Below are 24075 nucleotides of genomic sequence, written 5' to 3'. Positions count from 1 at the left end.
GATCTTTTTTAATATTACAAATTGGATCTTTTTTAGATCGTATATTATTTGTATATTTAATGAACTATTTGCAATATTTAAAATTATTCAATGTAAAACTCAAGGTATTTTATAGCATGGATCAGTTCAATGGAATTTACTTTTAATGCTTTTTATACGCTGATTGCAGCGGTTATTGTACTTTTACTAGGACGATTCCTAGTTAATAAAATAGATTTTCTTCGTAAATATAACATTCCAGAACCAGTTGCGGGCGGTCTAGTTGCTGCGGTTATTTCTTTATTGGTACATAACATCTGGGGTTATAGCATTACTACAAGTAGTGAATTACAAACCAGTTTCATGTTGGTATTTTTTGCTTCGATTGGTTTAAGTGCGAACTTTGCAAAACTCAAAGAAGGTGGCTTTGGCTTAGTTGTATTCCTTATCTGTGTTGCATCATTTATTGTTGTACAAAATTTTGTAGGCATGGGCTTAGCGACAGTACTTGGTTTAGACCCATTGATCGGTTTAATTGCAGGTTCAATTACGCTTACAGGTGGTCATGGTACTGCTGGTGCGTGGGGTGAGATTCTTGAAACTCAACATGGTATACAAGGTGCTTTAGCACTCGGTATGGCAAGTGCAACTTTCGGTTTAATTATCGGAGGAATCATTGGTGGACCTTTAGCTAAACTGCTGATTAACCGTTATCAATTATCAAGTCCTAAAACAAGAAAAGAAGTGAAGGAAACGAATAGCCAACCAATAACAGAATTGGGGGAATACGTTCCTTTTGAATATCCTCATCAAGTTCGATTAATCACTGCGGATAATGCCATTACGACTTTAGGTTTATTTGCTGCTTGTTTGGCTTTTGCTGATTTTATGACAGGTTATAGTAAAGGGCAGTGGTTTGAATTACCGACTTTTGTATGGGCACTTGCAGGTGGTGTCATTCTTCGAAATGTTTTAGAAGGCATCCTTCGTGTAAAAATGTTTGATCGTGCAATTGATGTATTTGGTAATGCTGCACTTTCGCTTTATTTAGCGATGGCACTGCTATCTCTTAAATTATGGCAGTTGGCAGATCTTGCAGGTCCATTGGTTGTTATTCTTTCAGCTCAAACATTAACCATGGCTTTATATGCTGCATTTGTAACGTTCCGTGTAATGGGGAAAAACTACGATGCAGCAGTTCTAGCAGCAGGGCATTGCGGTTTTGGTATGGGAGCGACGCCAACAGCTGTGGCAAACATGCAAGCCATTACCAATATGTACGGGCCTTCACATAAAGCATTCTTAATTGTGCCACTTTGCGGTGCTTTCTTTGTTGATATTATTAATGCCACAGTGATTCAATTGATTTTGAAGTTTATTGCTTAAAATATCTGTATCAAGTCATAAAGCCAGTCACTTGACTGGCTTTTTTATTTAAGAATCAATCATTAAAACCAAATTTCACTATACTCATTATAAGCAATGTAACCAATCACTTAAAAATGATGATGTTGTTATCGCATACAAAACTTTTATTCAGCACATAACTACTTATTTTTTTAGAAAAATAATTTATACAATATCTAAAAATAATGACAGTTTAAATAAATACAACAACAATGCATTGTAAATTATGTTTATATACCGAATCGTTTCGGTTCATTCTAAATCTGAGATTATGTCTTTGCTCAACAAACTTTTCATTTCTTTGTTATGTAGTTCAACTTTGGTTGCTTGCGTATATTCACCTATAAAAAAAGATCGACAAAGCGCAGTTGCACATTCACCAAAAGTATCTGAAGCTGCATCAACGTTAGATAAAAGTTTTTATCAGTTTAAAAACGTCAGCAATGAAAAGCCCGTGATTGCACTTGTACTTGGTAGTGGTGGCGCTCGTGGTTATGCGCATATCGGTGTGATTGAGGCGCTAGAACAACATGGTATTCAACCTGATTTTATTGTGGGTACCAGTGCAGGGAGTATTGTTGGTTCAATCTATGCCAGTGGTAAATCTGCTGAACAATTACGTCAAATTGCTTTAGATATGAAAGTAGGTGATGTTCGCGACTTTAAAATTGGTATGAAAGGTTTTTTTGACGGTCAAAAAGTTGAAGATTATGTCAATAAACAAGTCAGCCAAATGTCATTGGAAAAGATGAAGATTCCAATGTATGTGGTCGCAACCGAACTGCAAAATGGACAACGTGCAGTTTTTAACTATGGTAATACAGGGCAAGCTGTTCGAGCTTCCGTATCTATTCCGAGTATGTTTATTCCGACAGTTATTCAAGGCAAAGAATATGTAGATGGTGGTTTGGTCAGCCCTGTACCTGTGGATATTGCGAAAGAATTGGGCGCAGATATTGTGATTGCAGTCGATATTTTGGCACAACCTGAAAATACTGAAACGACCAATGTTTGGGGTTTGTTTAACCAAAATATTAACATTATGCAGAATAAACTGGCTGCTGATGAATTAAAAAATGCAGATATTGTGATTCAACCTGATCTACGTGAAAAAGCACATATTTTTGATGTGAAAGGGCGCCAAGATACCATGCAAGCTGGTGTTGATGCGGCTAATCTACGCATGCATGATTTGGATGTTGTCATAGAAAGTAAGACAAAAAGTAAGTCTGAGAGCGCGCAGTATCACGCTTTGAACTAAGTTATTTCAATTCTTTATCTATATTTTAATTTCATGTTTAGATATATTTTTTACCCAAAATTCACTTAAATATTTTTAAGTGAATTAAATAAAAATTGTAATATAAAATGGTCAAATTATTTTTAATGTGTAGATGTGGTCGATACATTAGATATGATTATAAAATTGAAAAATAAAGATGGAAGGTTTTAAGTTTACAAAGAGAGTATTTTAGATGAAAGTGTCTAAAGTTTAAAAAATATACTATAAATCAAAAGAATATATTTAAAATAAATGAAACGCTTTCGGATCATCAATCTAAGGAATGACCAATTGCCGAATTAAACATGTTTTTTGTATGAAAAGATATATAATAATAAGTGTAAATCTCCTGTCCAAGTAGAGTTTAGAATACGATGTCTCCATTAGATCAAATGATCCCAGCTACAGATGATCAGTCAGAATTGACCATGTCCTTTTTAATGACGCCTGACATGGCAAACTTTTCAGGTAATGTACATGGTGGAACCATCCTTAAGTTTCTTGATCAAGTGGCTTATGCATGTGCAAGTCGTTACTCAGGAAGTTATGTTGTGACCCTTTCGGTTGATAAGGTAAACTTTAAAGAACCAATTCATGTGGGGGAGCTTGTGACTTTTTTAGCAAGTGTGAACCATGTTGGTCGTACTTCTATGGAAATCGGTATTCGTGTTGAAGCACAGAATATTCAAAAACGCACCGTTCGCCATACCAATAGTTGCTATTTTACGATGGTTGCTGTGGATGAAAATGGTAAGCCACAACAAATTCCATCTTTAGATTTAGATAATGATTGGAAGCGTTGTCGTTTTGAAGCAGCTGAACAGCGTAAAGTCGCTCGTTTACAAGAAAACCATCATCCTTCTTGTAGTATTTATAAAAAAGCTTCTCATAGCTAAGTGTTGTTGAGCTAAAACCTCCTTTATGGAGGTTTTTTTATTTGTTCAAAATTTTATTATCGTTTCTTTAATTAAGTCGCTTTAATTGATGCCCATCGACAGTCATTGTCCATGTTCCATCTGCGGTTTGTTGCGGTGCTTGACTGACTTTAAATTCAGTTGAAAGTGAGCCAAGTCCTGCACTAAAACCAGAACTACTAAACTCGGTAATTGGCGCGGAAACAGAGGTACTTGAATTAGGTTGTTTATTTTTATATTCCAGTCGACCCTCATTGCTAATTATTAAACTAATTCGACCATCAGCGCTTTGCCACGTGCCTATATAGTCTTTTTTATCTACAGGCAAAGGCTTAGAACAGGCTATAAGTAATATTGCTAATAATCCAATGGTTATGAACTTTTTAAGCATTGGTATTTTCTCCTTGATTTTTATAAGACAGGTTTTATTTATCAATTTTACAAGCTGATTTAAGTGATAAATAGTGCAACTTAATGATTAAATAATTCGAGTCAGAAAAATACCCCTAGAGTCTTTACTACGAGTGAGCTTGTATGTGTGTTATTGCAAAGATCAAGAAATGATGTGATTGCAATGGTTCTAAAATTTTTAAATGAATAATTTCAGTAGGCGATTCAAAAGGAGCATACCAAATAGCACCTTCAGCTCCATAATCTAAGTGAATTGGTATAATCATCATTTATGTATATAAATTAATCAAATTTAGCGATATTTTGATTATACTCAAAACACGATAAAAATGGATTCAAAAACAATGAAGCTTTATACCAATACACATTCTCGTGGAAATACGATTTTACCTTTATTAAAAGAATTGAATATCGAAGATCAAGTCGAAATTATTCAAGTGGATTATAAAGACTTGAATCAGCCTGAATATTTGGCGTTGAATCCAATGGCTAAAATTCCTTTTTTGGTGGATCAAGGTTCTGTGATTTCTGAGACACCTGCAATTTTTGCGTATTTAGCAGACAAATATATTGAGAAAGGTTTTGCACCCGCATTGAATGATCCCAAGCGTGGAGAATATTTAAAATGGTTATTCTTTTGCCACGGACCTTTGACTGAATTTATGGATATCAAAAGTTTAGGTATTTCAACAGAACAGATTCAAGAACGAAGAAGAAGTCTAGGGTTTGGTACAGAAGAAACAATTTATAACTTTATCAAAGTCGGTCTAAAGCAAGCGAATCCTTATTTGCTGGGGCATCAAATTTCTGCCGCAGATTTGTTTTTAGCATACTGGCTGATCTTTGCCATCTCTTTTAAAATTGTGCCCTATTTAGATGAATTTAAGCCTTTTATTCAGTTGATTCAACAGCGTGATGCCGTGAAAGGGGTAGCCTGGATTCAGGCGGTTTAGCGATATTTACTCAATAATGGATGTGGTTTAAAAAATGGATTTTAAATTTATCCAGATTATTCAAAATAGTGGAAATTCAAATACTATGAGTTGTTTTAATCATAAATTTAAGTGACTGATACTAATTATAAAAAGACTGTATCGCAGCAATGATACAGTCTTTCTATGTTAACGATTACTTTGAAAAAAAACCTGATCAGCTCATCATCGTGAACTCTGGAGGAGTCATCATTTTCACGATAAAGCGTTCATCTTTTTGGTTAACTCAAAAGTCAATTATTGTTTAGTTTTAGGTGTAGGCATTGCTGGTGTTTCAGCCGCACTTTCAGATGAAGGTTGGTTTGCGTTTGATGAACCAGCAGCTGTTTCTTCTGCTGAGGTTGCATCACTTGGCTGCTCTTGTGTAGAAACAATAACTTTTTCGCTGCTTTCAGCAGACTGGGTTGTTTTTTCAGAAGCTGCAAAAGTTGTCGTTGCAGCAGTCAAAGCAAAAGTTGTTGCTAAAAGCGTTTTAACTAAATTCATTGGAGACATCCTTATTTATTAAAAAATTAAAACCTGTAGTAGTGCAAAGTCCGAATCGACTGAGCTACAAGGCGTGAACTCATGCTAAGTGCTGAATGAAAATACGGCAACCTTATCAACAAAGCGAAACAGTCTGAGTTACGTGTTTAAAACAAAGGCCTGTGTTATGTAAGAATTTTGTGAGAAATCGGCATTTCTCCAATGATTTAAGTGTATTCAAATATTAAAAAATGGCTAAAAATCAAACAGGGTAGTTACTTGGATTAAACAATAACTGCAAATTTTCTTATTTAATTGAATTGTATTTTAGATCAATTGTAACATTTTAACTTCAAAAATAGATTAATCCCTTGATCTTGTCTGTACAATCTCAACTGTAGCTAATAGGTTTTAAGCAAATTTTAATATCAATCTTTAATAGCAACTGTCCATTGCAACTTGAGTAGTATCTGTGAAAATTATTTCTCAAAAAGTCGTCAAGACCCATATTATTTCTGGCTTTTTAGGTGCGGGAAAGACCACATTATTACAGCATTTATTACAACAAAAACCTGAAGGAGAGACTTGGGCAATCTTGATGAATGAGTTTGGTCAAATAGGAATTGATCAGCAATTATTACCGCAAGAAGAGGGTTATGAAGTCAAAGAACTTTTAGGTGGTTGTTTGTGTTGCGCAGGGCAATTACCGATGCAAATTGCTTTATCTCGATTGATTCAGGAAAAACAACCCGATCGACTTTTTATTGAACCAACTGGTTTGGGACATCCTGCGCAACTTTTAGAACAATTAACAGAACCACATTGGCAGTCTCAAATTGATATGCGGGCTTTGGTTACAGTCGTGGATGGTTCTCGATTGCATGATGAAGCATGGATTCAACAAGAACTTTATCAAGATCAATTAAAAGCAGCACAGATTGTTGTCGTTTCTCATGCAGATAGGATGACTGAACTTGATCAAAAACAATTAGATCAGTTTAAAAATGAGTATTTGGCTTATATTCAAACATGGTTATTGGCTGAAAATGGCAACATTCAACTTGAACAAATTGATGTTGCGCATCAAGGAATACAACGCAAAATTGTGCCTTTGATTCATATTCAAAAACAACTCAATTCAACTGAAGATTTACCTGTAATTAAGCAATTGCCATATCACTATGTAGAGTCTTCCAATGGTTATACGGTTGCAGGTTGGAAATTTTCCAAGCGTTGGCAATTTGATTTTTATGACTTATTGGATGCGTTATGCGAACAAAAAGACTGGTTAAGAATTAAAGGCATTTTTAACACCAATCAAGGTTGGATGAGCTTTAATTTCAATCCTGAAAACTTAAACTATAAATCGGCTGAAGAAAGCATCGATAATCGTGTCGAGATCATTACGCAACAGGATCGTGACTGGGAAAGCCTTGAAACTCAACTTTTACAATGCCGAATTGATCGGTCTGAAAATTCTCAGTAATTCGTTTGAAAATCTTATAGACTGAGCGGCATATTTTAGAACTTATTTTTTGGATTCAACATGGCTTTAAAAGCAACGATTTATAAAGCAGATTTAAATATCGCCAATATGGATGTGCATCAATATGGTGATTATCAGCTGACCATGGCATTGCATCCATCTGAAACCATTGAACGTTTAATGGTTCGAATTTTAGCTTATGCACGTTTTGCAGATGAGCAGTTGGAATTTACCAAAGATTTATTTGAAACTGATGAGCCTGCGCTGTGGGAAAAAGATTTAACAGGTCAATTGGTGAAATGGATTGAAGTTGGTTTGCCAGATGAAGATAAAGTTAAAAAAGCGGCTGCACGTTGTAAACACGTTGCTGTTATTGCTTATGGTTCAGCAGTAGCAGAGTGGTATAAACGTAGTTCAAAGCTTAAAACATTGTCCAATGTTGAAGTTTGGCAATTGTCTGAGCAGACGACGGCTGCCATTCAACAATTATGTGAAAGAACTATGCAATTACAGTTGAATGTAATGGATGGTGAATGGACATTGATTGGTGATCATGCTCAAGCGGTTATTGAATGGACGCAGTTAAAATAACGTCAGTTCGGAATAAACTTTGATGTAAGTTATTGAAAAGATAGGTCAGGCACAGCGGAGTCTTACCGTTTAAAGTCAAATGCAAGGATTAACCCACTTCGTCTTGCACTTCGCTTGAAATATATTTCAATCTTGTTCAGGTTCGACCTGAGAGGTACTACCTCGCAAGGCTTTCGGGATGAGTGGCACTGCCACGCAAGGGCAAAACCATTTGTCAGTCGCCAACTCGACAGATACTATCAAGTACCTAATATGTCGCAAAAACAGTACATTACAGATCTTGCGGAATATATTCCTCATGCCTCGAACAATGCGACTGACGTTTCCTCGTATCATATAGTTGGTAACATATCTTATCCCAAGCTCAGGTTACAATAAGGCTTTTAAAATTTAAAAGTTGTGAGCTTGCCTTGTATCTTTTAAATCAATTCATACATCAAGTGCTGAAAATTTAAGTCCAAAAATCACAGAATTCAGCACTTTTTCTTAGACCTGTTTATAATCGAACGAGAAAATTGAAAATTTAGGTAATTGCTATGTCGAATGAATTAGAAATCATTGATTTAAAAATTGGTGAAGGGAAAGAAGCGGTAAAAGGTGCTTTAATCACGACACATTATACTGGCTGGTTAGAAGATGGTACAAAATTTGATTCTTCAATCGACCGTGGCAATTATTTTGAAACCGTGATTGGTACTGGCCGTGTGATTAAAGGTTGGGATCAGGGCATTATGGGAATGAAAGTAGGCGGTAAGCGTAAGCTGATAGTTCCTTCTCATTTGGCGTATGGTGAACGCAAAATGGGTAAGGTGATTCCAGCAAACTCAAACCTCATTTTTGAAATTGAATTGTTTGATGTAAAAACACGTGATTAATCGATTGTTATGCTGAAATAGCATTAGAATCTAAAAATAGAGGTCATCGTGGTCTCTATTTTTTTGTAAATAAAAAAGTGAAAGTATTTATACTCGCTGTGATCTGAGCGCTTATTTTTTCTCATAATTCAACATTATAAAAGTTTCTAATCTAAATAAAAGCTTCTAATCAAAGCTTTTTGTTTTGTTATTTGATAATAATTTATTGAAAATAATGTGAAACGTAACACAATATATTTTTTTCTGTGTGTATAAAATATGCATAATTTAACAATCATCTACAATATTTTTGTTCTAAAAGTGTTTAAATGGCGCGAAGAAATAATTCTGTTCAGAGTTGTTTTTTAAGATTCATTTCAGCTTTATTCTTTTAAATCATCGTTGTAAAACGCTTGATTCAATTCGTCTAGAAAAAGGATTTTTAGTATTTCAATGATGGAATGCTACAGATGAGTTCAGGTCTAAACAATGATGATAGAGTATTAAAATTTATGGTAACTCGTTACTTTCCTGCTACAGCAATGTTGTGCGCATCACTATTATTTTCATCCTTTTTAAATAGTGCCTTTGCTGAAGAAAACCAAGCACTGCCAGACACAGCTGTTGAGCAGGAAGCGCCTAAAATTAATTTAGATACGCTGACAATTATTGGTTACCACGAAATCACAGCTGAAAAAAATGCAGTTATTCCAGACTATGCTGTAACGACTAAGCAATTTGAATTGCATTTAGATTGGCTGATTAAAAATGGCTATCACTTTGTGACTGTGAATCAGATCATTAGTGCCAAAGAAGGTAAGTTTAAATTACCAACCAAACCAGTATTGCTCACTGTAGATGATGGTTATCAATCCTTTTATCAATATGCTTATCCGATTATCAAGCGAAGAAAAATCCCTGTGGTTTTGTCTGTGGTTGGAAGCTGGTTAGAAACCAAGCCCAATCAATTGGTTCAATTTGGTGATGAAAAGCTAGATCGCAGTAAATTATTGACATGGGAAGAACTTAAAACCATGCAAAATAGTGGTTTAGTTGAAATTGGTAGTCACAGTTATAATTTGCATCGTGGAATTTTAGGCAATCCACAGGGGAACTCCGAACCTGCGGCGACAACTCGTGAATATGACCCTAAAACGAAGCAGTATGAGTCTGATCAAGCCTATGCAGATCGTATTTACAATGATTTAAAGAAAAATAATAAGGTTTTAAAAGCACATGGTCTAAAAGCACCACGTATCATGGTATGGCCATATGGACGATACAATATGGAAGCCGTGGCGATTGCAAAAAAAGTAGGCATGCCGATTACGATTAGTTTAGATGACGGCCCAGATCATATTGAAAAATCTTTAGGTCATCTCAACCGAATTTTAGTTGAAGGTAGTATGACGACGGATGCCTTGGCGCAAGAGATCCAAAGTCGTCAAATGGGTTTCACAGACAATAATCGCCCACAAAAAATCATGCATGTTGATTTGGACTATATTTACGACCCAGATCCAGTGCAGCAAGAACGTAATCTTGGACATTTATTAGATCGTATTCGTGAAATGCATGTAACAACGGTTTATTTACAAGCTTTCTCTGACCCAGATGCCAATGGTTCTGCGGATATGGTGTATTTCCCAAACCGTTATTTACCCATGCGTGCAGACTTATTTAACCGAGTGGCTTGGCAAATTCAAACGCGTACACAAGTCAGTCGTTTATATGCTTGGATGCCGTTATTGGCTTGGGAGTTGCCACAATCCAATCCAGTTTCAAAAGATTTAGTGGTGACTCAGCAAGCCAAAGCAGGAGATCACTTAAACATGGGTTATCTTCGTTTAAGCCCATATTCAGCAGATGCACGTAAAACCATTGAAGGGATTTATCAGGATTTGGCTAAGTCGGCGACTTTTGATGGAATCTTGTTCCATGATGATGCGACGTTGTCAGATTATGAAGATGCGAGTCCAGAAGCACTCAAAGCGTATCAAAAAATAGGTTTACCCACAGATCTAGCTGAAATCCGTAATGATGATGCAAAGCTGCAAAAATGGACTGCATTTAAAACGCAAACGATTGATTCATTTGCATTGGATTTAGCGCAAAAAGTACGTTATTACCAACCCTTCTTATTAACTGCACGTAATTTATACGCACAAGTTGCGTTATCGGCGTATTCTGAAAATTGGTATGCACAATCTTTAGAGCAATCGATTAAGAATTATGATTTTACAGCCATTATGGCAATGCCATACATGGAGCAAGCACCTGATAAAGATAAATTTTATCGAGATTTGGTGCAACGAGTGAAACAGCAACCGAATGGAATGAAGAAAACAGTTTTTGAATTGCAAGCAGTAAATTGGCGAAACAATGAGAAAATTTCAAATGCGGAATTAACTCAAACCATTCAATCGTTGTATCAACAAGGCGTGATTCATGTTGGTTACTATCCAGATGATTCGATCCAAGATCATCCTGATGCCACTGAAATGCGTAAAGTGTTTGATTCTAAATCATCACGTTTGATTCCATAGGCGACATATGCATTCATTTCAGCATCTTTGGCAGTCAATACTAAACTTTATCTTTTATTATCCACTGTTCATGTCGTATTTGTGGATGATCGGTGCACTCATTTTCTATTGGAAAGAGCGTAAAGAGCCCCCATATAAACAACCAGAGGCATTGTCTGAATATCCTTTGGTTGCGGTGTTGATTCCTTGTTTTAATGAACAAGATAACGCTGTCGAAACCATTACTCATGCACTGAATCTAAATTATCCAAACTTTGAAGTCATTGCAATTAATGATGGAAGTTCGGATCGAACAGCAGAGATTCTCAATGCTTTGGCTGAAAAACATGAGAAATTACGTGTTGTTCATTTGGCTGAAAACCAAGGTAAAGCGATGGCTTTACAGGCGGGTAGTCTATTAACAGATGCAGAATATTTAATTGGTATCGATGGTGATGCTTTATTAGACCAACATGCTGCGCAATGGATGATTCGCCATTTTTTACAAAATCCATCAGTTGCAGCCGTTACAGGTAATCCTCGTATTCGAACACGTTCGACTTTACTTGGGCGTATTCAGGTTGGGGAATTTTCTTCGATTGTCGGTATGATCAAACGTGCTCAAAGAACTTTTGGTCGTTTGTTTACAGTGTCAGGTGTAATTACTGCATTTCGTAAAAGTGCAGTGCATGAGGTGGGTTATTGGTCACCGAATATGCTAACTGAAGATATTGATATCACGTGGAAATTGCATCGAGCTGGTTGGGATGTGAGATTTGAACCGAATGCTTTGGTTTGGATTTTAATGCCAGAAACCTTTAATGGTTTATGGAAACAACGTCTGCGTTGGGCAATGGGTGGCGCACAGGTATTAATCAAAAATATTGATGTGCTTTTTAAACCGAAATTGAATTTTTTATGGCCACTCATTATCGAGTTATGTCTCACGCTAGTTTGGTCATATTTAATGTTGTTTATGGTGATCTTATGGATTTTGCATTGGGTTTTACCTTATGCCGGTTTTCCTGTCGTAAGTTCACCGTTACTCCCAATGGGAACAGGAATTTTACTCGGCACGACTTGTCTACTACAATTTGCAATTAGCAAATGGATGGATAGTCGTTACGAATCAAATTTAGCTAAAAACTTTTACTGGATGATTTGGTATCCAATTGTTTTTTGGCTGATTACAGTGACTGCAAGCATCATCGCATTTCCAAAGGTTTTGCTGCGTGGCAGTGGTAAGAGAGCACGATGGGTAAGTCCTGATCGTGGAATGCGACATGATGACTAAATCATATAAGTCATAGAGAAACAATGATGAAAACTGAAACTTTGATTATAGATGTACGTGATCAATTGCCTTGGCACAGACGCTATCTATCCAATACGACAACGGCAATGCTATGGGGATTTTGGTTATTCCTTTGGCGTCCTTTGGTGATTCTAATTGGGTATATTTCAGTACAAAAGCCACATTTAATTGAACATTTTTTTGGTACGCTTGCGCATGTTTTAGAGAATGGTTTTACTGCTTTATTGGCTTGCGCCGTTTCTTTATGGTTATGGAGTCATTTCATCCCATCAAAAACCAAAGCACAAGCTAAAGATAAAAGTACTGAAGAATATGCTCGGTCATTCAACTTAGATACGCAGGAACTGAAAATGTCGCGTTTACAAAAAGTTGCAACTGTACACCATGATGCTAATGGTCGAATTACCCATATTCACTAAAAGTTTGATTTACAAAAGTCCCACTGGTTGGGACTTTGTTTTATTAGGAAAAATTGATGTCAGGTAAAATAAATTCAGCAGAAAGCATCCGAGGTTTAGCCTGTCTTGCTGTGGTATTTTCACATCTGGCGATGAGTTTTTTTCCTTATCTACACCATTTCGATGCCAATGACACGACAGAACTGGCATGGGTCAATGCATTGCATCATGCTCCATTTGGTTTTTTATACTCAGGTGATGCTGCTGTTTTTGTATTCTTTGTCCTGAGTGGCTTTGTGTTAAGTTATGCAATTTTAAAAAGCCCTGATCAATTCAGTTATAAAATTAAAAGTATGATGATTAAGCGCTATCCACGTTTGATGATTCCTGCACTCACTTCATGTTTAATCATTTGGTCAGTGTTTAAAGTTATTCATATTGATAGTCATCTTGTCGGCGGGTGGTTACAGGCATTTACAGCACAAAATTTCAGCTTAAAGCAAGCCTTCTATGAAGGGACGATCAGCGCATTTTTATTTTCAGATAGTCAGATTAACTGGGTACTTTGGACGATGACCATCGAGTTGATGGGGTCATTTGTTTTATTTTTCTTACTCTATCTTTATCATCATCAAAAAATTGCATTTTTTATCGCCTCTTTATTGATTCCATGTTTGGCTTATTATTGGCGTGGGCAAGGTTTTTGTTTTGGCATATCCAGTTTTATTTTCGGGATGTATATTTACCTTTACGCCAAACCACTCAAAAACTATAGCGCAGTGATAATGCTGTTGATCGGTTTATATTTGGCTGGGGCACATAATACCAGTGCGGCTTATTCATGGGTTCATCATTTTTTAGGTGAGTCTACTTATGACTATTGTAATTTCTTTGCGGGTGTTTTGATTGTTTATAGTATTTTAATGAATCCATTATTGTCTAAAAACTTAGATCGTGCATTTTTAGTCTGGTTAGGAAAACTTTCTTTTTCGATCTATTTATTGCATTTGTTGATGCTGTATTTAATCTGTATTCCGCTCTTTAATCTTTTCTCTAGTTGGCAATGGAACTATTCCTTATCTGTGCTTGTTTCAGCAAGTGGTGCAATTTTAATGACTTTATTCATAGCCAATTTGTATAGTCGTTATGTAGATCAGTTTGCGATTACTGCCAGTAATTGGCTTGCAAATACAGTGTTAGGTAAAGATCCTAAATAAATAGAGTCCACAATTTATTTTATAAATCGAATGACTTCTTGTGAATTAGTCAGCTTATAATTTAAAATATAGCCCTTCAAACTATTGATACCTAAATAATAAATAATCAAATAGTTTGTCGAATGAAGTTCAAGTTTATATTGGGCTATACATTTAATTTAAAAAATTAATGAGTAAATTTAAATGCAAAAATTATTAATGATGACTGCACTGAGTTGTCTTTCTTCATTCAGCTTGGCAGATCCAGTGGTTCAACCTGTAATTCATGGAAAAAGCTACAGTAGTTTTCAAATAACAAATACTACGCCGAATAAAACATTTGGAAAGCCATTAAAAATTGTCAAAGGTGAAGTTGATGAGTGCAATGGTGGAAATTTCCCTGATCAATGGATCTATGATAGTTTTATCGTGTTAGATAATGGACGTATAGATAAAGTCTATTTGAAAATGAATAATGCTGTTAAAATAAACAGCATAACAATAGATGGAAAAATAACGGAAACACAATTTAAAAAGAAATTCTCATCGTTTATTTTTGGTTTAGAACCACATGTTTATGCTATGGAAATACCTAAAGATTCAAACAACGCTGTAACTTTTTATTTTAAAAATGGCAACTTGAATTATTACCAGTTTAATTTTGATGACTGTTAATAGAATAAATACATGAGGGAGTAGCGGTGTGATGAAGTTTATCTTTTTGATTCTAATTATTGCCACACTCTATATGCTTTGGAGATTGATGGCTAAACATAAAATAACCACGCTGAATAATGAACAAAATCCGTTGTTATCATCAAAATTACAAAATGAGTCTGAAGATGATGTGCTTCCTGAAAAATCTAAAGCCATCAAACAAGTACTTGATGCTGAACGAGTAAAAAGTGCAGATGCCGCCTCTACATCTGCTCCGCAAATTGCAGTTGAAGAAGTTCCAGTCAGTGAACAAGATCAACGGCTTTTTGATGAAGTGGCACAATTGTTTTTTGATAAAGCGATCCAAGTCAAAGACGTTAACCAAGCAGGGCAAATCCAACAAGAATTTTTAAATAAGATGCCAATGAGTACACAAAGCCAGAGCGGCAATTTTGATTTTGGTGAATGGTCAATTTTTTGGAGTTATCATGATCAATCATTGGAATACTACGTCGGACGCTATGGTATATTTTATGCGCATGTAGATCGTGAAGGAGTAGAGCATAAAGCTGAGTTTAAAGGTCATTTTTAACTTTTTATTCAAGGCATTGTTTTTAGTGTTTTAAGCCTAAGCGCATTTATTGCGAAAATTTAGGATTGAAGCGCTTGTAAGATTCTCGTTTTGATTTGATCAAGATAGAAAATATCATGATTCAATCGGTACATTAAAATAGCACCCTCATAATCTGCAATACTGATTTTAGCCAAGGTTTGCGCTGAATTCTCATCCAACCGATGACGAAATAATTGATAAAAAGCCTGTTGCCAATCTTGAAAGATTTCACGTATTTTTTGTACGATCTGCTCAGAGATATTTCCTGACTCTATAGAAAGGATTCCAACGAGACAGCCTTTAATTTCGTAGCTAAAAAATTGTAAGGCACGTTCATGCATTTGATTAAATTCAATCACAGGATTGATATCTTCTGCATAGGCGCTTGCAAATAGATATTGTTTTAAATACAAATGCGTATGTTCTAAAACTTTAAGTAATAAGGCTTCTTTATTTGGATAATAGTAATAAAATGAAGCCTTACTCAGCCCACATGCTTTTGCTAGCATATCCATACTGGTTCCTGCATAACCATGTGCCTTAAATTGTAAAGCGCAGAGATTAAGCATGTGTTCTGGCGTGAGTTTTTGTGGACGCATGTGTGACTTTGGTGCCTCTTAATAAGTAATTAAATCTTCAAAAGTATTCAGCATTTTATCCCAAATCGGTTCAGAACCTTTTCGGAAATAGCCCATGTGACCAATCTGTTTTAATCCGAACTCATCCGCAGAAATATTGATGAAGTGCATAGGGGCTTGACGGTAATGTTGCATAAAAGCATAACGTGAGCTAGGTAAAGCCCAATCATCATCGAGTGCAGCAACAGCATAAATGGGGGTTTTCACTTGTGCATATTGTTCATGTAACTGTTGTTGCTCAGGGTCAGCAAAGAAATAGGTTGGGTGTTTACACCATTTTCGCCATTGTTGATAAACACCTTTGGGAAGGTCAGCTCCCATATTGAGTTTGCTCCAAGGTAAATAGCCAGTTGCTGCAACCATTGGCGGAAAGACAATATTCCAAATCACTTGCACTTTAATTTTCTCTTTAAAGGGCATATAACCATGCCAACCTGCACCTGTACCGAAACAATACATTGCAGTGACTTTATGATGATTTGAAGTGAGCCCTAAAGCTTGCCCCCCGTAAGAATGTCCAACAACAAAGAGTGATACATCATCTTGCGCCAAATAATCGATTGCAGCAGTTAAATCTAACTTACCCCAATCTAGGTAAGACATTTGAAAGCCTTTTAACGTTTTTGGCGCTGATTGGCTTACACCACGATAATCAAAAGTAAAGACTTGGTAGCCTAATTGTGCTGCATATTCAGCGAAACGACGATAAAACCCTTGTGGAACACCTGTCGCACATGCAAGTACAATTTGAGCTTTAATGACGTCATTTGGTGTGTACGAGGTACCAATTAACGGATAACCATCCACTGCTTTAAATGAAACTGTTTCAGTATCGAAGCTTTGTATATTGAAGCTTTGAGTATTTGTTCGTTGTTTTAGGCTTTGCATCGTTGTTTCTCTATTATTTGCCTTTAAATTGAGGTGTTCTTCGCTCTATCATTGCCATAACACCTTCTCGGGCATCTTCAGATGCAAGTAACGGGCTCAGTAAACCTTGTAGATTTTTAAATGCAATTTCAGGGCTTTGTAAAAAAGCTTGGTGAGCAGACAGAAGTGTGGCTTGCACGGCAAGTGGCGCAGCTTGGGCGATACGTTCTGCCAATTCAATTGCATGGTTCAATTGATTATTGTCTTCAACGATTTCAGTGACTAAATTCATTTCATAAGCAGTTTGTGCATGAAATAAATCACCTGTTAGTATGTATTTCATTGCTTTGACCCAACCTGCGGCTTGCACAAAGCGCACAGTTGCACCACCAAAAGGTAAGATACCGCGCTGTACTTCGATTTGAGTGAATTGTGTATTTTGATTGGCAATCACGATGTCGGAATTCAGCATCAATTCAATTCCAGCTGTATAGCAATAGCCTTGTACAGCAGTCACGAGCGGTTTGGTTCGTTGGCGACCGACCGTCCCCCACGGATTGATCATCTCATCAGAAAAATTAAACACACCATTTGCGAGTTTAGGTTGTAATTCAATTAAATCTAATCCTGCTGTGAAATGCTCACCATGTGCAAAAACAACAGCACAGCGCAGTTCCGAATTATCCTCATATTCGGTTAAAGCGAGTGATAAGTCGTGAATCATATGACTATCAAAAGCGTTGCGTTTATCGGCTCGGTCTAATCCAATTAAAAAAATATGACCACGAATTTCACGACTGACTTTTCCTTGAGTATTTGACATTGTTGTTCTCTCTTTGGCTGTTATTTATTTTTAAACGATCGTTAGAAAACTGTCAAATGAATAAATATGACTGGATCGTATACAGTTGTATAGCATACTGCGGTGATAAGGATCATGTGAAAAATATAAAATGTAGCATTTTGAGGGAGATGATTCATTCACAGACTAGATCAAGTCAATTAATACTTGAGCATTGACTGTTCTACTTGCATTCGTTGTGTATTTTTTCATAATAGGCACTTCTTTTTATTCGTAGTCTAGCCATGTCACCATTAGAAATATTTGCCGTGATCATCAGTATTATTGGTGTTGCACTCACCATTAAACGGAATATGTGGTGTTGGTTATTTAACTTTGTTGCTTTTGTTTTATATGCTTATTTGTTCTTTGAATTTAAGTTATATGGAGAAACTATTTTACAGTTTTTCTTTATGGTGGTGAATTTTTATGGATTTTATCATTGGTTGAAAGGCAAGCAGCAAGATCATGAAATTCGAATTGAACCGATTGCAGTAAAAACAGTCATTTTACAAATGACTCTAGCCGCAATGGGTGGGCTTGTATTTGGATTAACACTGCACTATTTCACAGATGCCGCTGTGCCTATGTTAGATTCCCAATTAGCAGCATTTAGCTTATTGGCAACCTATTGGACTAGCCGTAAACATATCGCGACTTGGGTGCTTTGGGTTTTTGTCGATATTGTTTATGTGGGAATGTTTATTTATAAAGATTTGTTTTTAACAGCAGGCTTATATGCTGCTTTTGTCGGAATGGCTGCATTTGGTTGGTGGCAATGGGAACAAGTCAAAAAGAAACAGCAAGATAAGGCATTTAATGGTATTTAATAGAAGGGTTAATAGAGAGAAGAATTCACGCCATGATGATCAATTTTATTGAAATTCAAAAACAAAAGTTTGATGAAATTGTGCAAAGAATCATGGCAGAACCTGAAAAATATTTGGATTTTGATTCAATTTCTGATTTTTATAAATCAACTTGGTTAGATCAACTTCCAAAAGGAACAACATGGACAGTTTCAGGTTTGGATGATGGGGCAGAAGAGTTTGATATTTACATTGAATATAGAAACCATTATTTGTCTATCCACATTCAAGATCCAATAAGGTTATTGCATGGCATAAAATAACAAAAACAAGTCGTGCACAGTCAATCAAAAGACGAAATTAAAATATATAGTGGAGCTTAATTTCATTGAACGCTGTTCAAAAGAATTGAGAAAGCGTTTTATAGACAACAAAAAAACTGGGAAAGGGTTTTTATATGGCACATCAATTTACTGTAAATGCAACGATATCAGGTGTATCGCTCAATGATTTCAAAAGATTAGCAGCAAATACTTCATTGCATGAGGCTGTATGTAAAAGAATTCCAGGAGAAAACTTGGAAATTATTGAGTCTAAAATTGAAGGGAATACTTATACTTTACGTCGTGCTTACAATTTAGATGTGAATATTCCAGATATCGCAAAAAAACTTTTAAAAGACGCATTTCGCTTAAAACGTTCAGATGTTACCAATTTAGAAGCAATGACTTCTAAAGTAGAATTAGGTGCAAACTTACCTTTAGTTGCGAGTTGTAGTCGTTCCGTAACTGGTGATGACAATCAAGTGAATATCAAACTGGATTGGGACGTGAAAGTTAAAGTGCCATTGATTGGTGGTTTACTTGAAAAACATGCTGAAGGTGAAATTAGAAAATTCACAGATTTAGAAATCGAAATTATTGAAGATGAATTAAAGAAAAATTTAGCGACTCAAAGCTAATTGATACAAGACTGAATACAGCAAGGCCTCAATGAGGTCTTGCTTTTTTTTGGCTATACAAAAGTGACAGTGAATAATAAATTTTATAAGTCTTTATGAATCATAATTTTATAGAACATAAAAATACTAAAATTTGCTAGATTACTTTTTAAAATATTTCAGTACACAACAATGCTAAACATAGCAGCAAGAATAATTGAATTGAGAATCTTTAAGTTTAATACTGAATTTATTTCAGTATGCGTTAAAGAATTACTAAATAAATAAGATTAAAATAGAAGGTATTTTACCAATACCTTATTCACTATTAAGTTAAATTTATAAATATTTGAAATAATATAATGATCGTTGAATCATGTTTTATTCGGTTGTAAACTTATTACAATGATAACATTAAAAAACTATTTTTTTGATTATTGATATTATACTTAGTATATGAACCAATCTTTACTTATACTAAAGACTAATAATTAAATAAAAGGTGAATCTTGACATGTGTTCTAAATTAAACGTATAGAATGATAACTACGTCATATTTATTTTAAATACTGATACGTGATTATCTTATTTAACTTCTGTTAACCATATTGAATAAAAAGTTTCCAAATTAACAAGAGATGAGTATATCGAGTAGTAATTTCCCATGAAGCTTCATTTTCTTAAAATACTTAAAGACGAATATTCAAAATTCATGACAGCTAGCGTCATCATGAATTGGAGCAACGTCAATAAAAGTATTTTAGCTTTTAGCATGTGTGCGGTGATTACTTTGCTATGGATTGTGTGGTGGCTCATATGGACGAAACTACCTCATTTCCAAGTTTGGATTAATTTTGAGTTCTATCCCAATCTTATGACGGCGTATATTTTGTCATTAATGGGCTACTTGATTTCGATTGTTGCTGCCTATTTATTACGTAAAAACCTTTTTGTAGAAAGATACATTCCGTATTTTACAACGTGTTATCTCGGTATCACGCTTATGTATGGCGCATATTGTACGGGTATTATTAGTTTTGCTTCAATTGCAGGTTTTGTGAGTTTAGTGACCGTCGGTTTAGTACTTTTTCAACCCAGAGAAGTGTATACAGCTGTTATACCTGTTACTTTTTTTATATTGATTATGGGGTATCTTAGCGCAACAGATCAAATTGCTTATGCACCTATTTATAGTCAAAAATTACAAGAGCTTCCCTTACATACCAATGAGTTTTGGGTATATAGCATGTTGTATTTCTATATTCCAATTTTTTTAATGAGTATCATTTTATTTATTATCTTATTGATCCAATGGAAATATAGGGAAGAATATATCGATAAAATGAGTAAGATTGATCCATTAACTTCGGTATATAACCGTCGCAGTATTAGTGAATTTTTGGCTTTGAACCACGAGCAAAAAAAAGAATATGTTATTGTTTTATTAGACATAGATCATTTTAAACGCGTGAATGATACCTATGGGCATGATATTGGAGATCAAGTACTCAAAAAAGTCGCGAAAATATTGATGGAAAATATTAGGCAAGACGATTATGTTGGGCGCTTTGGTGGTGAAGAGTTTATTTTTATTTTAAATAATATCGAATTGAAGCAAGCTTCTGAAATTACGGAGCGTTGTCGAGTAGAAATTGAAAATAATCATATTCAACTGAACAATATTGAAAAAATAGTTGTGACTGCCAGTTTTGGTATTTCCATGCAATCTGGGCAAGCAGAAAATTTGAGTCAAGAAGAATTTATACGTCAAGCTGATCAAGCTTTATATTTTGCAAAATTAAGTGGGCGGAATCAGGTTCGGCAGTTTTCAGAATTAGGTAAAATGATTTGATATCTCTTTTAATGAGATCATGAGTTTAATTGTGTTGATATTTTTGATTTTAATAAAAATATTATCGAACTCAATTAATTCATAAAACCCTGTATTTCTGAGGAAAATCTATTTTTATATGATCACATATAGAGATCATTTCATGCTCTCCAAAATAACAAGGTAAATATGTATGGTTAAGTGTATTACATTGATTTTTGGAAGAGCATATTCTTAAAGTTTTATTCAGTGAAAAATCAAATTTTCTTCCACTGGATATTTTCATCGCTGAAATTGATCAGAAAAGAAAAACCTTTTTCATCTCCTACAAGATAAGAAGATGGATTGGTCATCAATATCTTCAATAAAGTTCCAGCCTCAATAGTTATCGGTTCTAAATCATCTTTTTTTAGTGTTACGGCTTTGAGTAATTCAATCACATCTATTTCCAAATCATTGTTTGTAAAAATATCAAGTTTATTATTGCATAATAAAATCCAACTTTTGTTGTGTTTGGTCAAACAATTGCAATTTTTTGTATCAACGATACTCTGTTTTAAATTCTAATTTTTAGATTTTTTGATTGTATGCTTTTGAATTATATAAGGAGTAATGGTTGAGTAATGGAGATATTTAACATGAATTTGGCTTGTATTTTGGGTTGCTATAATGATTTAAACAACTAGCTTTAAAGCAAAAGCTTTGGTCATCGTGTAAAGTCTTGAATGCTTATAACCAAAGCTTATTATGATAAAACTTATTGTGATCAGATGATCAGGCTTAGCGTGTTATAACAACTTAATTTATAACAAGATGGCCCCCGCACTTGCACCAAACACCATCAACCAAACAGGGTGTACATTTCTAAATAAACTTAGGCAAATCGTCAAAGCGACAATCACAATTAACAGAACATTTTGTGCAGAAGCTTGTGCAATAATCCAAGCGCTCACTAAAACTAGACCTACAGTGATGGGTTTCAGTGCTTTTTCAAATTTAGCTCTAAGCGGATGATCTTTAAAATTATTCCAAAACTTTAAAGCATATATTGTAATAATCGAAGAGGGCCCAAACTTTGCCAAGGAAGTGACAAGTAAACCTAGAGGCCCAGCAACATGCCAACCAACTAAAGGCACAATCATCATATTGGGGCCGGGTGCTGCTTGCGCCATTGCAAACATTGAACTGAATTGTTCCACTGTCATCCATTGATGAACTGTGACCACTTGATGCTGCATTTCAGGCAAAATCGCATTTCCGCCACCGAAAGCCAATAAAGACAATTGAGTAAAAACCAGTGTGAGTGCTAAAAGTACATACATGTTGTTGTTATCCCTGATTCATTTGGCGTTGTTTGAATGTTAAAACCAACATGTTAATACCTACTAAAATAAACAAGGTTAGTACCAATGGTAATTTAATCAACAGCATGAAAATGATGGTTAATATGATGGTGAAATAAGTCAATTTACTTTTCATCATCGGTTTAAGCATTTTAAAACCCGTTGCAAAAAGTAGCCCTGCGGCAGCGGCTGCCAAACCTTGAATCATGTGTTGTACTAGTGGAATTTCCTGAAACTGTGCGTAAAGTTGATATAGTGAAATTACGATTATGGTCGGAGCGAGCATTAAACCAAATACCGCACTAATTGCACCTTTTAGCCCTGCAAAATCATAACCAATCGCTACCGCCATATTGACAATATTGCCGCCCGGTAAAATCTGACAGACACCTAACAAATCTGTAAATTGTTCAGCAGTAAGCCACTTTTGATCTTCAACAATTAAACGCTGTGCCAGTGGTAAAACACCGCCAAAGCCCATTAAACCGAGTTTGCTAAAGCCTAGAAATAATGTTTTGCAATTGGGTACTTCCAAATGTTGTTCTAATGGCATGGCTTTAGTATTCATTTAGACCTCTTTCAATTGCTTTGCTATTTACCTTGAGACCAATTATCTGCTTGTTTAGATATAATGAAAAATGCTATTTTTGCTGTAAGGTATATCAAAAAAGTATGCTTTCAGGTGGGATGATGATTGATATTCATAAACTCAAAGCGTTTGTCGCCGTCGTAGAGGAAAGTAATATCTCACGTGCAGCGGTGCGCTTGAATATGCAACAACCGCCACTTACTAGAATGATTAAAAGCTTAGAAAATGAATTATCGACTGATTTATTGAAACGTTTGCCTCGAGGTGTTGAAGTCACAGAAGCTGGCAAAGCCTTATATCAAGAAGCATTGACCATACTTGCGCATGCACAAGCGATTCCAAAACGTGTACAAAATATTTCAATGGGTTTAGAAGGGCAAATCAGTATTGGTTTTACCAATTCAGTCGGTTTGCATCCATTCCTACCTGCATTATTGCGTAATTTTCGAGAGGCTTTCCCTGCAGTTTCTATTCAATTAGAAGAGGACGGAAGTAGCTCACTGATTGACTCTATTATCAATGATAAAAATGATATCGTGTTTTTACGAAAACCTGCGCCGATCGGCTTTGGATTGACCAGCTTGCATGTTTTGGATGAACCCCTCATTGTCGCATTGTCTAATAATCATCCTTTAGCAAACCAAACAGATGCAATTCATATCTTAGATTTAGAGGCCTATGATTTTGTGTTGTATCGACGTTTAGCAGGGCAAGACCTGTTTGATAATATTTTGGCCAGTTGTTATCAGGCTGGATTCAGTCCCAAAATTGTGCAAGAAGCCCCTCGTTTAACGTCAAGTCTTAATTTGATCGCAGCGGGAATTGGTTTGTCGATTGTACCGGCTTCGATTCGTGACTTTTGGAATAAGCAAATTGTTTATAAAGATCTAAAAGCGGATACGCCGTGTATCGCGCCGATTTATGCAGTGTTCAAACAAAATACTGCCAATATTCGTTTGACACATGTGTTGAATTTACTTAAGTGATTTCATTCATCAACGTGTTTTAGACTTTTATCAATTTTATTAAAAAATATACAATTCAGCTTGCTTTGGCTTAATTGTTGCTGTTATTTATAACAGATTGATTTTCAATTTATTTAACTGGGTTAAGAACAGTAATTTAAGCTTTA

General features: G+C 35.4%; 26 protein-coding genes. 18 read left to right on the top strand and 8 right to left on the bottom strand.

Features of this window, described 5'->3' with window-relative positions; all coding sequences use genetic code 11:
* Positions 1–129: 129 nt before the first annotated feature.
* The 3 genes from gltS to CDA10_RS01180 all read left to right on the top strand — a co-directional run bounded on the left by gltS (position 130) and on the right by CDA10_RS01180 (position 3564).
* On the top strand, positions 130–1365 hold the full coding sequence (gene gltS, locus CDA10_RS01190; RefSeq protein ID WP_089603691.1) for a sodium/glutamate symporter: 1236 nt from the start codon (positions 130–132) through the stop codon (positions 1363–1365).
* A 340-nt stretch (positions 1366–1705) separates the two neighbouring features.
* Positions 1706–2647, top strand: coding sequence for a patatin-like phospholipase family protein (locus CDA10_RS01185; protein WP_407640361.1), 942 nt, complete (start codon positions 1706–1708; stop codon positions 2645–2647).
* Between the two features lie 395 nt (positions 2648–3042).
* Positions 3043–3564: an acyl-CoA thioesterase gene (locus tag CDA10_RS01180; RefSeq protein ID WP_089603689.1), complete on the top strand. Its 522-nt coding sequence runs from the start codon at positions 3043–3045 to the stop codon at positions 3562–3564.
* 67 nt (positions 3565–3631) lie between these two features.
* On the opposite strand, the gene CDA10_RS01175 is transcribed toward CDA10_RS01180, so the two are convergent.
* Positions 3632–3973, bottom strand: a complete 342-nt coding sequence (locus tag CDA10_RS01175; protein WP_089603688.1) for a hypothetical protein — start codon at positions 3971–3973, stop codon at positions 3632–3634.
* A 364-nt stretch (positions 3974–4337) separates the two neighbouring features.
* Between CDA10_RS01175 and CDA10_RS01170 the strand changes: the two genes are divergently transcribed.
* Positions 4338–4946 carry a glutathione S-transferase family protein gene (locus CDA10_RS01170; protein WP_089603687.1) on the top strand — a complete coding sequence of 203 codons (609 nt, stop codon included), beginning with the start codon at positions 4338–4340 and terminating at the stop codon, positions 4944–4946.
* A 276-nt stretch (positions 4947–5222) separates the two neighbouring features.
* Here the strand turns inward: CDA10_RS01170 and CDA10_RS01165 are convergent, their stop codons facing one another.
* A complete protein-coding gene (locus CDA10_RS01165) occupies positions 5223–5471 on the bottom strand; it encodes a hypothetical protein (RefSeq protein ID WP_089603686.1) in 249 nt (82 codons plus the stop codon).
* Positions 5472–5922: 451 nt separating this feature from the next.
* On the opposite strand from CDA10_RS01165, the gene CDA10_RS01160 reads away from it, so the two are divergent.
* From CDA10_RS01160 to CDA10_RS01120, 9 genes are all read left to right on the top strand, one after another.
* The gene (locus CDA10_RS01160) at positions 5923–6936 is read left to right on the top strand and encodes a CobW family GTP-binding protein (protein WP_089603685.1); all 1014 of its coding nucleotides are present in this window, start codon (positions 5923–5925) and stop codon (positions 6934–6936) included.
* A 60-nt stretch (positions 6937–6996) separates the two neighbouring features.
* Positions 6997–7527 carry a YaeQ family protein gene (locus CDA10_RS01155; protein WP_089603684.1) on the top strand — a complete coding sequence of 177 codons (531 nt, stop codon included), beginning with the start codon at positions 6997–6999 and terminating at the stop codon, positions 7525–7527.
* 536 nt (positions 7528–8063) lie between these two features.
* A complete protein-coding gene (locus tag CDA10_RS01150; RefSeq protein ID WP_089603683.1) occupies positions 8064–8402 on the top strand; it encodes an FKBP-type peptidyl-prolyl cis-trans isomerase in 339 nt (112 codons plus the stop codon).
* 491 nt (positions 8403–8893) lie between these two features.
* A complete protein-coding gene (pgaB, locus tag CDA10_RS01145; RefSeq protein ID WP_089603780.1) occupies positions 8894–10927 on the top strand; it encodes a poly-beta-1,6-N-acetyl-D-glucosamine N-deacetylase PgaB in 2034 nt (677 codons plus the stop codon).
* A 7-nt stretch (positions 10928–10934) separates the two neighbouring features.
* On the top strand, positions 10935–12200 hold the full coding sequence (gene pgaC / locus CDA10_RS01140) for a poly-beta-1,6-N-acetyl-D-glucosamine synthase (protein WP_089603682.1): 1266 nt from the start codon (positions 10935–10937) through the stop codon (positions 12198–12200).
* A gap of 26 nt (positions 12201–12226) precedes the next feature.
* The gene (gene pgaD / locus CDA10_RS01135) at positions 12227–12640 is read left to right on the top strand and encodes a poly-beta-1,6-N-acetyl-D-glucosamine biosynthesis protein PgaD (protein ID WP_089603681.1); all 414 of its coding nucleotides are present in this window, start codon (positions 12227–12229) and stop codon (positions 12638–12640) included.
* Between the two features lie 56 nt (positions 12641–12696).
* Complete coding sequence (locus CDA10_RS01130) at positions 12697–13836, top strand: acyltransferase family protein (RefSeq protein WP_089603680.1); 1140 nt, start codon at positions 12697–12699, stop codon at positions 13834–13836.
* A gap of 183 nt (positions 13837–14019) precedes the next feature.
* Positions 14020–14490, top strand: coding sequence for a hypothetical protein (locus CDA10_RS01125; protein WP_089603679.1), 471 nt, complete (start codon positions 14020–14022; stop codon positions 14488–14490).
* 31 nt (positions 14491–14521) lie between these two features.
* Positions 14522–15064, top strand: coding sequence for a hypothetical protein (locus tag CDA10_RS01120; RefSeq protein ID WP_407640360.1), 543 nt, complete (start codon positions 14522–14524; stop codon positions 15062–15064).
* Between the two features lie 59 nt (positions 15065–15123).
* Here the strand turns inward: CDA10_RS01120 and CDA10_RS01115 are convergent, their stop codons facing one another.
* The 3 genes from CDA10_RS01115 to CDA10_RS01105 are packed head-to-tail and all read right to left on the bottom strand — an operon-like array spanning position 15124 to position 17413.
* The gene (locus CDA10_RS01115; RefSeq protein ID WP_089603677.1) at positions 15124–15684 is read right to left on the bottom strand and encodes a TetR/AcrR family transcriptional regulator; all 561 of its coding nucleotides are present in this window, start codon (positions 15682–15684) and stop codon (positions 15124–15126) included.
* Positions 15685–15702: 18 nt separating this feature from the next.
* Positions 15703–16611, bottom strand: a complete 909-nt coding sequence (locus CDA10_RS01110) for an alpha/beta hydrolase family protein (protein ID WP_089603676.1) — start codon at positions 16609–16611, stop codon at positions 15703–15705.
* A 13-nt stretch (positions 16612–16624) separates the two neighbouring features.
* Complete coding sequence (locus CDA10_RS01105; RefSeq protein WP_089603675.1) at positions 16625–17413, bottom strand: crotonase/enoyl-CoA hydratase family protein; 789 nt, start codon at positions 17411–17413, stop codon at positions 16625–16627.
* Positions 17414–17676: 263 nt separating this feature from the next.
* Here CDA10_RS01105 and pnuC point away from each other — a divergent pair, with 263 nt between their 5' ends.
* The 4 genes from pnuC (at position 17677) to CDA10_RS01085 (ending at position 21032) form a co-directional block, all read left to right on the top strand.
* Complete coding sequence (pnuC, locus tag CDA10_RS01100; RefSeq protein ID WP_089603674.1) at positions 17677–18261, top strand: nicotinamide riboside transporter PnuC; 585 nt, start codon at positions 17677–17679, stop codon at positions 18259–18261.
* A 32-nt stretch (positions 18262–18293) separates the two neighbouring features.
* Positions 18294–18563: a hypothetical protein gene (locus tag CDA10_RS01095; protein ID WP_089603673.1), complete on the top strand. Its 270-nt coding sequence runs from the start codon at positions 18294–18296 to the stop codon at positions 18561–18563.
* A 134-nt stretch (positions 18564–18697) separates the two neighbouring features.
* Positions 18698–19201, top strand: a complete 504-nt coding sequence (locus tag CDA10_RS01090) for a DUF2505 family protein (RefSeq protein WP_089603672.1) — start codon at positions 18698–18700, stop codon at positions 19199–19201.
* Positions 19202–19910: 709 nt separating this feature from the next.
* Positions 19911–21032 carry a GGDEF domain-containing protein gene (locus CDA10_RS01085; protein WP_167374932.1) on the top strand — a complete coding sequence of 374 codons (1122 nt, stop codon included), beginning with the start codon at positions 19911–19913 and terminating at the stop codon, positions 21030–21032.
* Between the two features lie 236 nt (positions 21033–21268).
* Here the strand turns inward: CDA10_RS01085 and CDA10_RS01080 are convergent, their stop codons facing one another.
* The 3 genes from CDA10_RS01080 to CDA10_RS01070 all read right to left on the bottom strand — a co-directional run bounded on the left by CDA10_RS01080 (position 21269) and on the right by CDA10_RS01070 (position 22922).
* Positions 21269–21451 carry a hypothetical protein gene (locus CDA10_RS01080; RefSeq protein WP_228704576.1) on the bottom strand — a complete coding sequence of 61 codons (183 nt, stop codon included), beginning with the start codon at positions 21449–21451 and terminating at the stop codon, positions 21269–21271.
* Between the two features lie 363 nt (positions 21452–21814).
* Positions 21815–22333: a chromate transporter gene (locus CDA10_RS01075; RefSeq protein WP_089603671.1), complete on the bottom strand. Its 519-nt coding sequence runs from the start codon at positions 22331–22333 to the stop codon at positions 21815–21817.
* A 7-nt stretch (positions 22334–22340) separates the two neighbouring features.
* The gene (locus CDA10_RS01070) at positions 22341–22922 is read right to left on the bottom strand and encodes a chromate transporter (protein ID WP_089603670.1); all 582 of its coding nucleotides are present in this window, start codon (positions 22920–22922) and stop codon (positions 22341–22343) included.
* A gap of 122 nt (positions 22923–23044) precedes the next feature.
* On the opposite strand from CDA10_RS01070, the gene CDA10_RS01065 reads away from it, so the two are divergent.
* Positions 23045–23929: a LysR family transcriptional regulator gene (locus CDA10_RS01065; protein WP_089603777.1), complete on the top strand. Its 885-nt coding sequence runs from the start codon at positions 23045–23047 to the stop codon at positions 23927–23929.
* The last annotated feature ends 146 nt before the right edge of the window (positions 23930–24075 follow it).

Source organism: Acinetobacter piscicola (assembly GCF_002233755.1).
Taxonomy (GTDB): domain Bacteria; phylum Pseudomonadota; class Gammaproteobacteria; order Pseudomonadales; family Moraxellaceae; genus Acinetobacter; species Acinetobacter piscicola.
The sequence above is the reverse complement of the archived record's forward strand: the minus strand, read 5'-3'. Positions and strand labels throughout refer to the sequence as shown.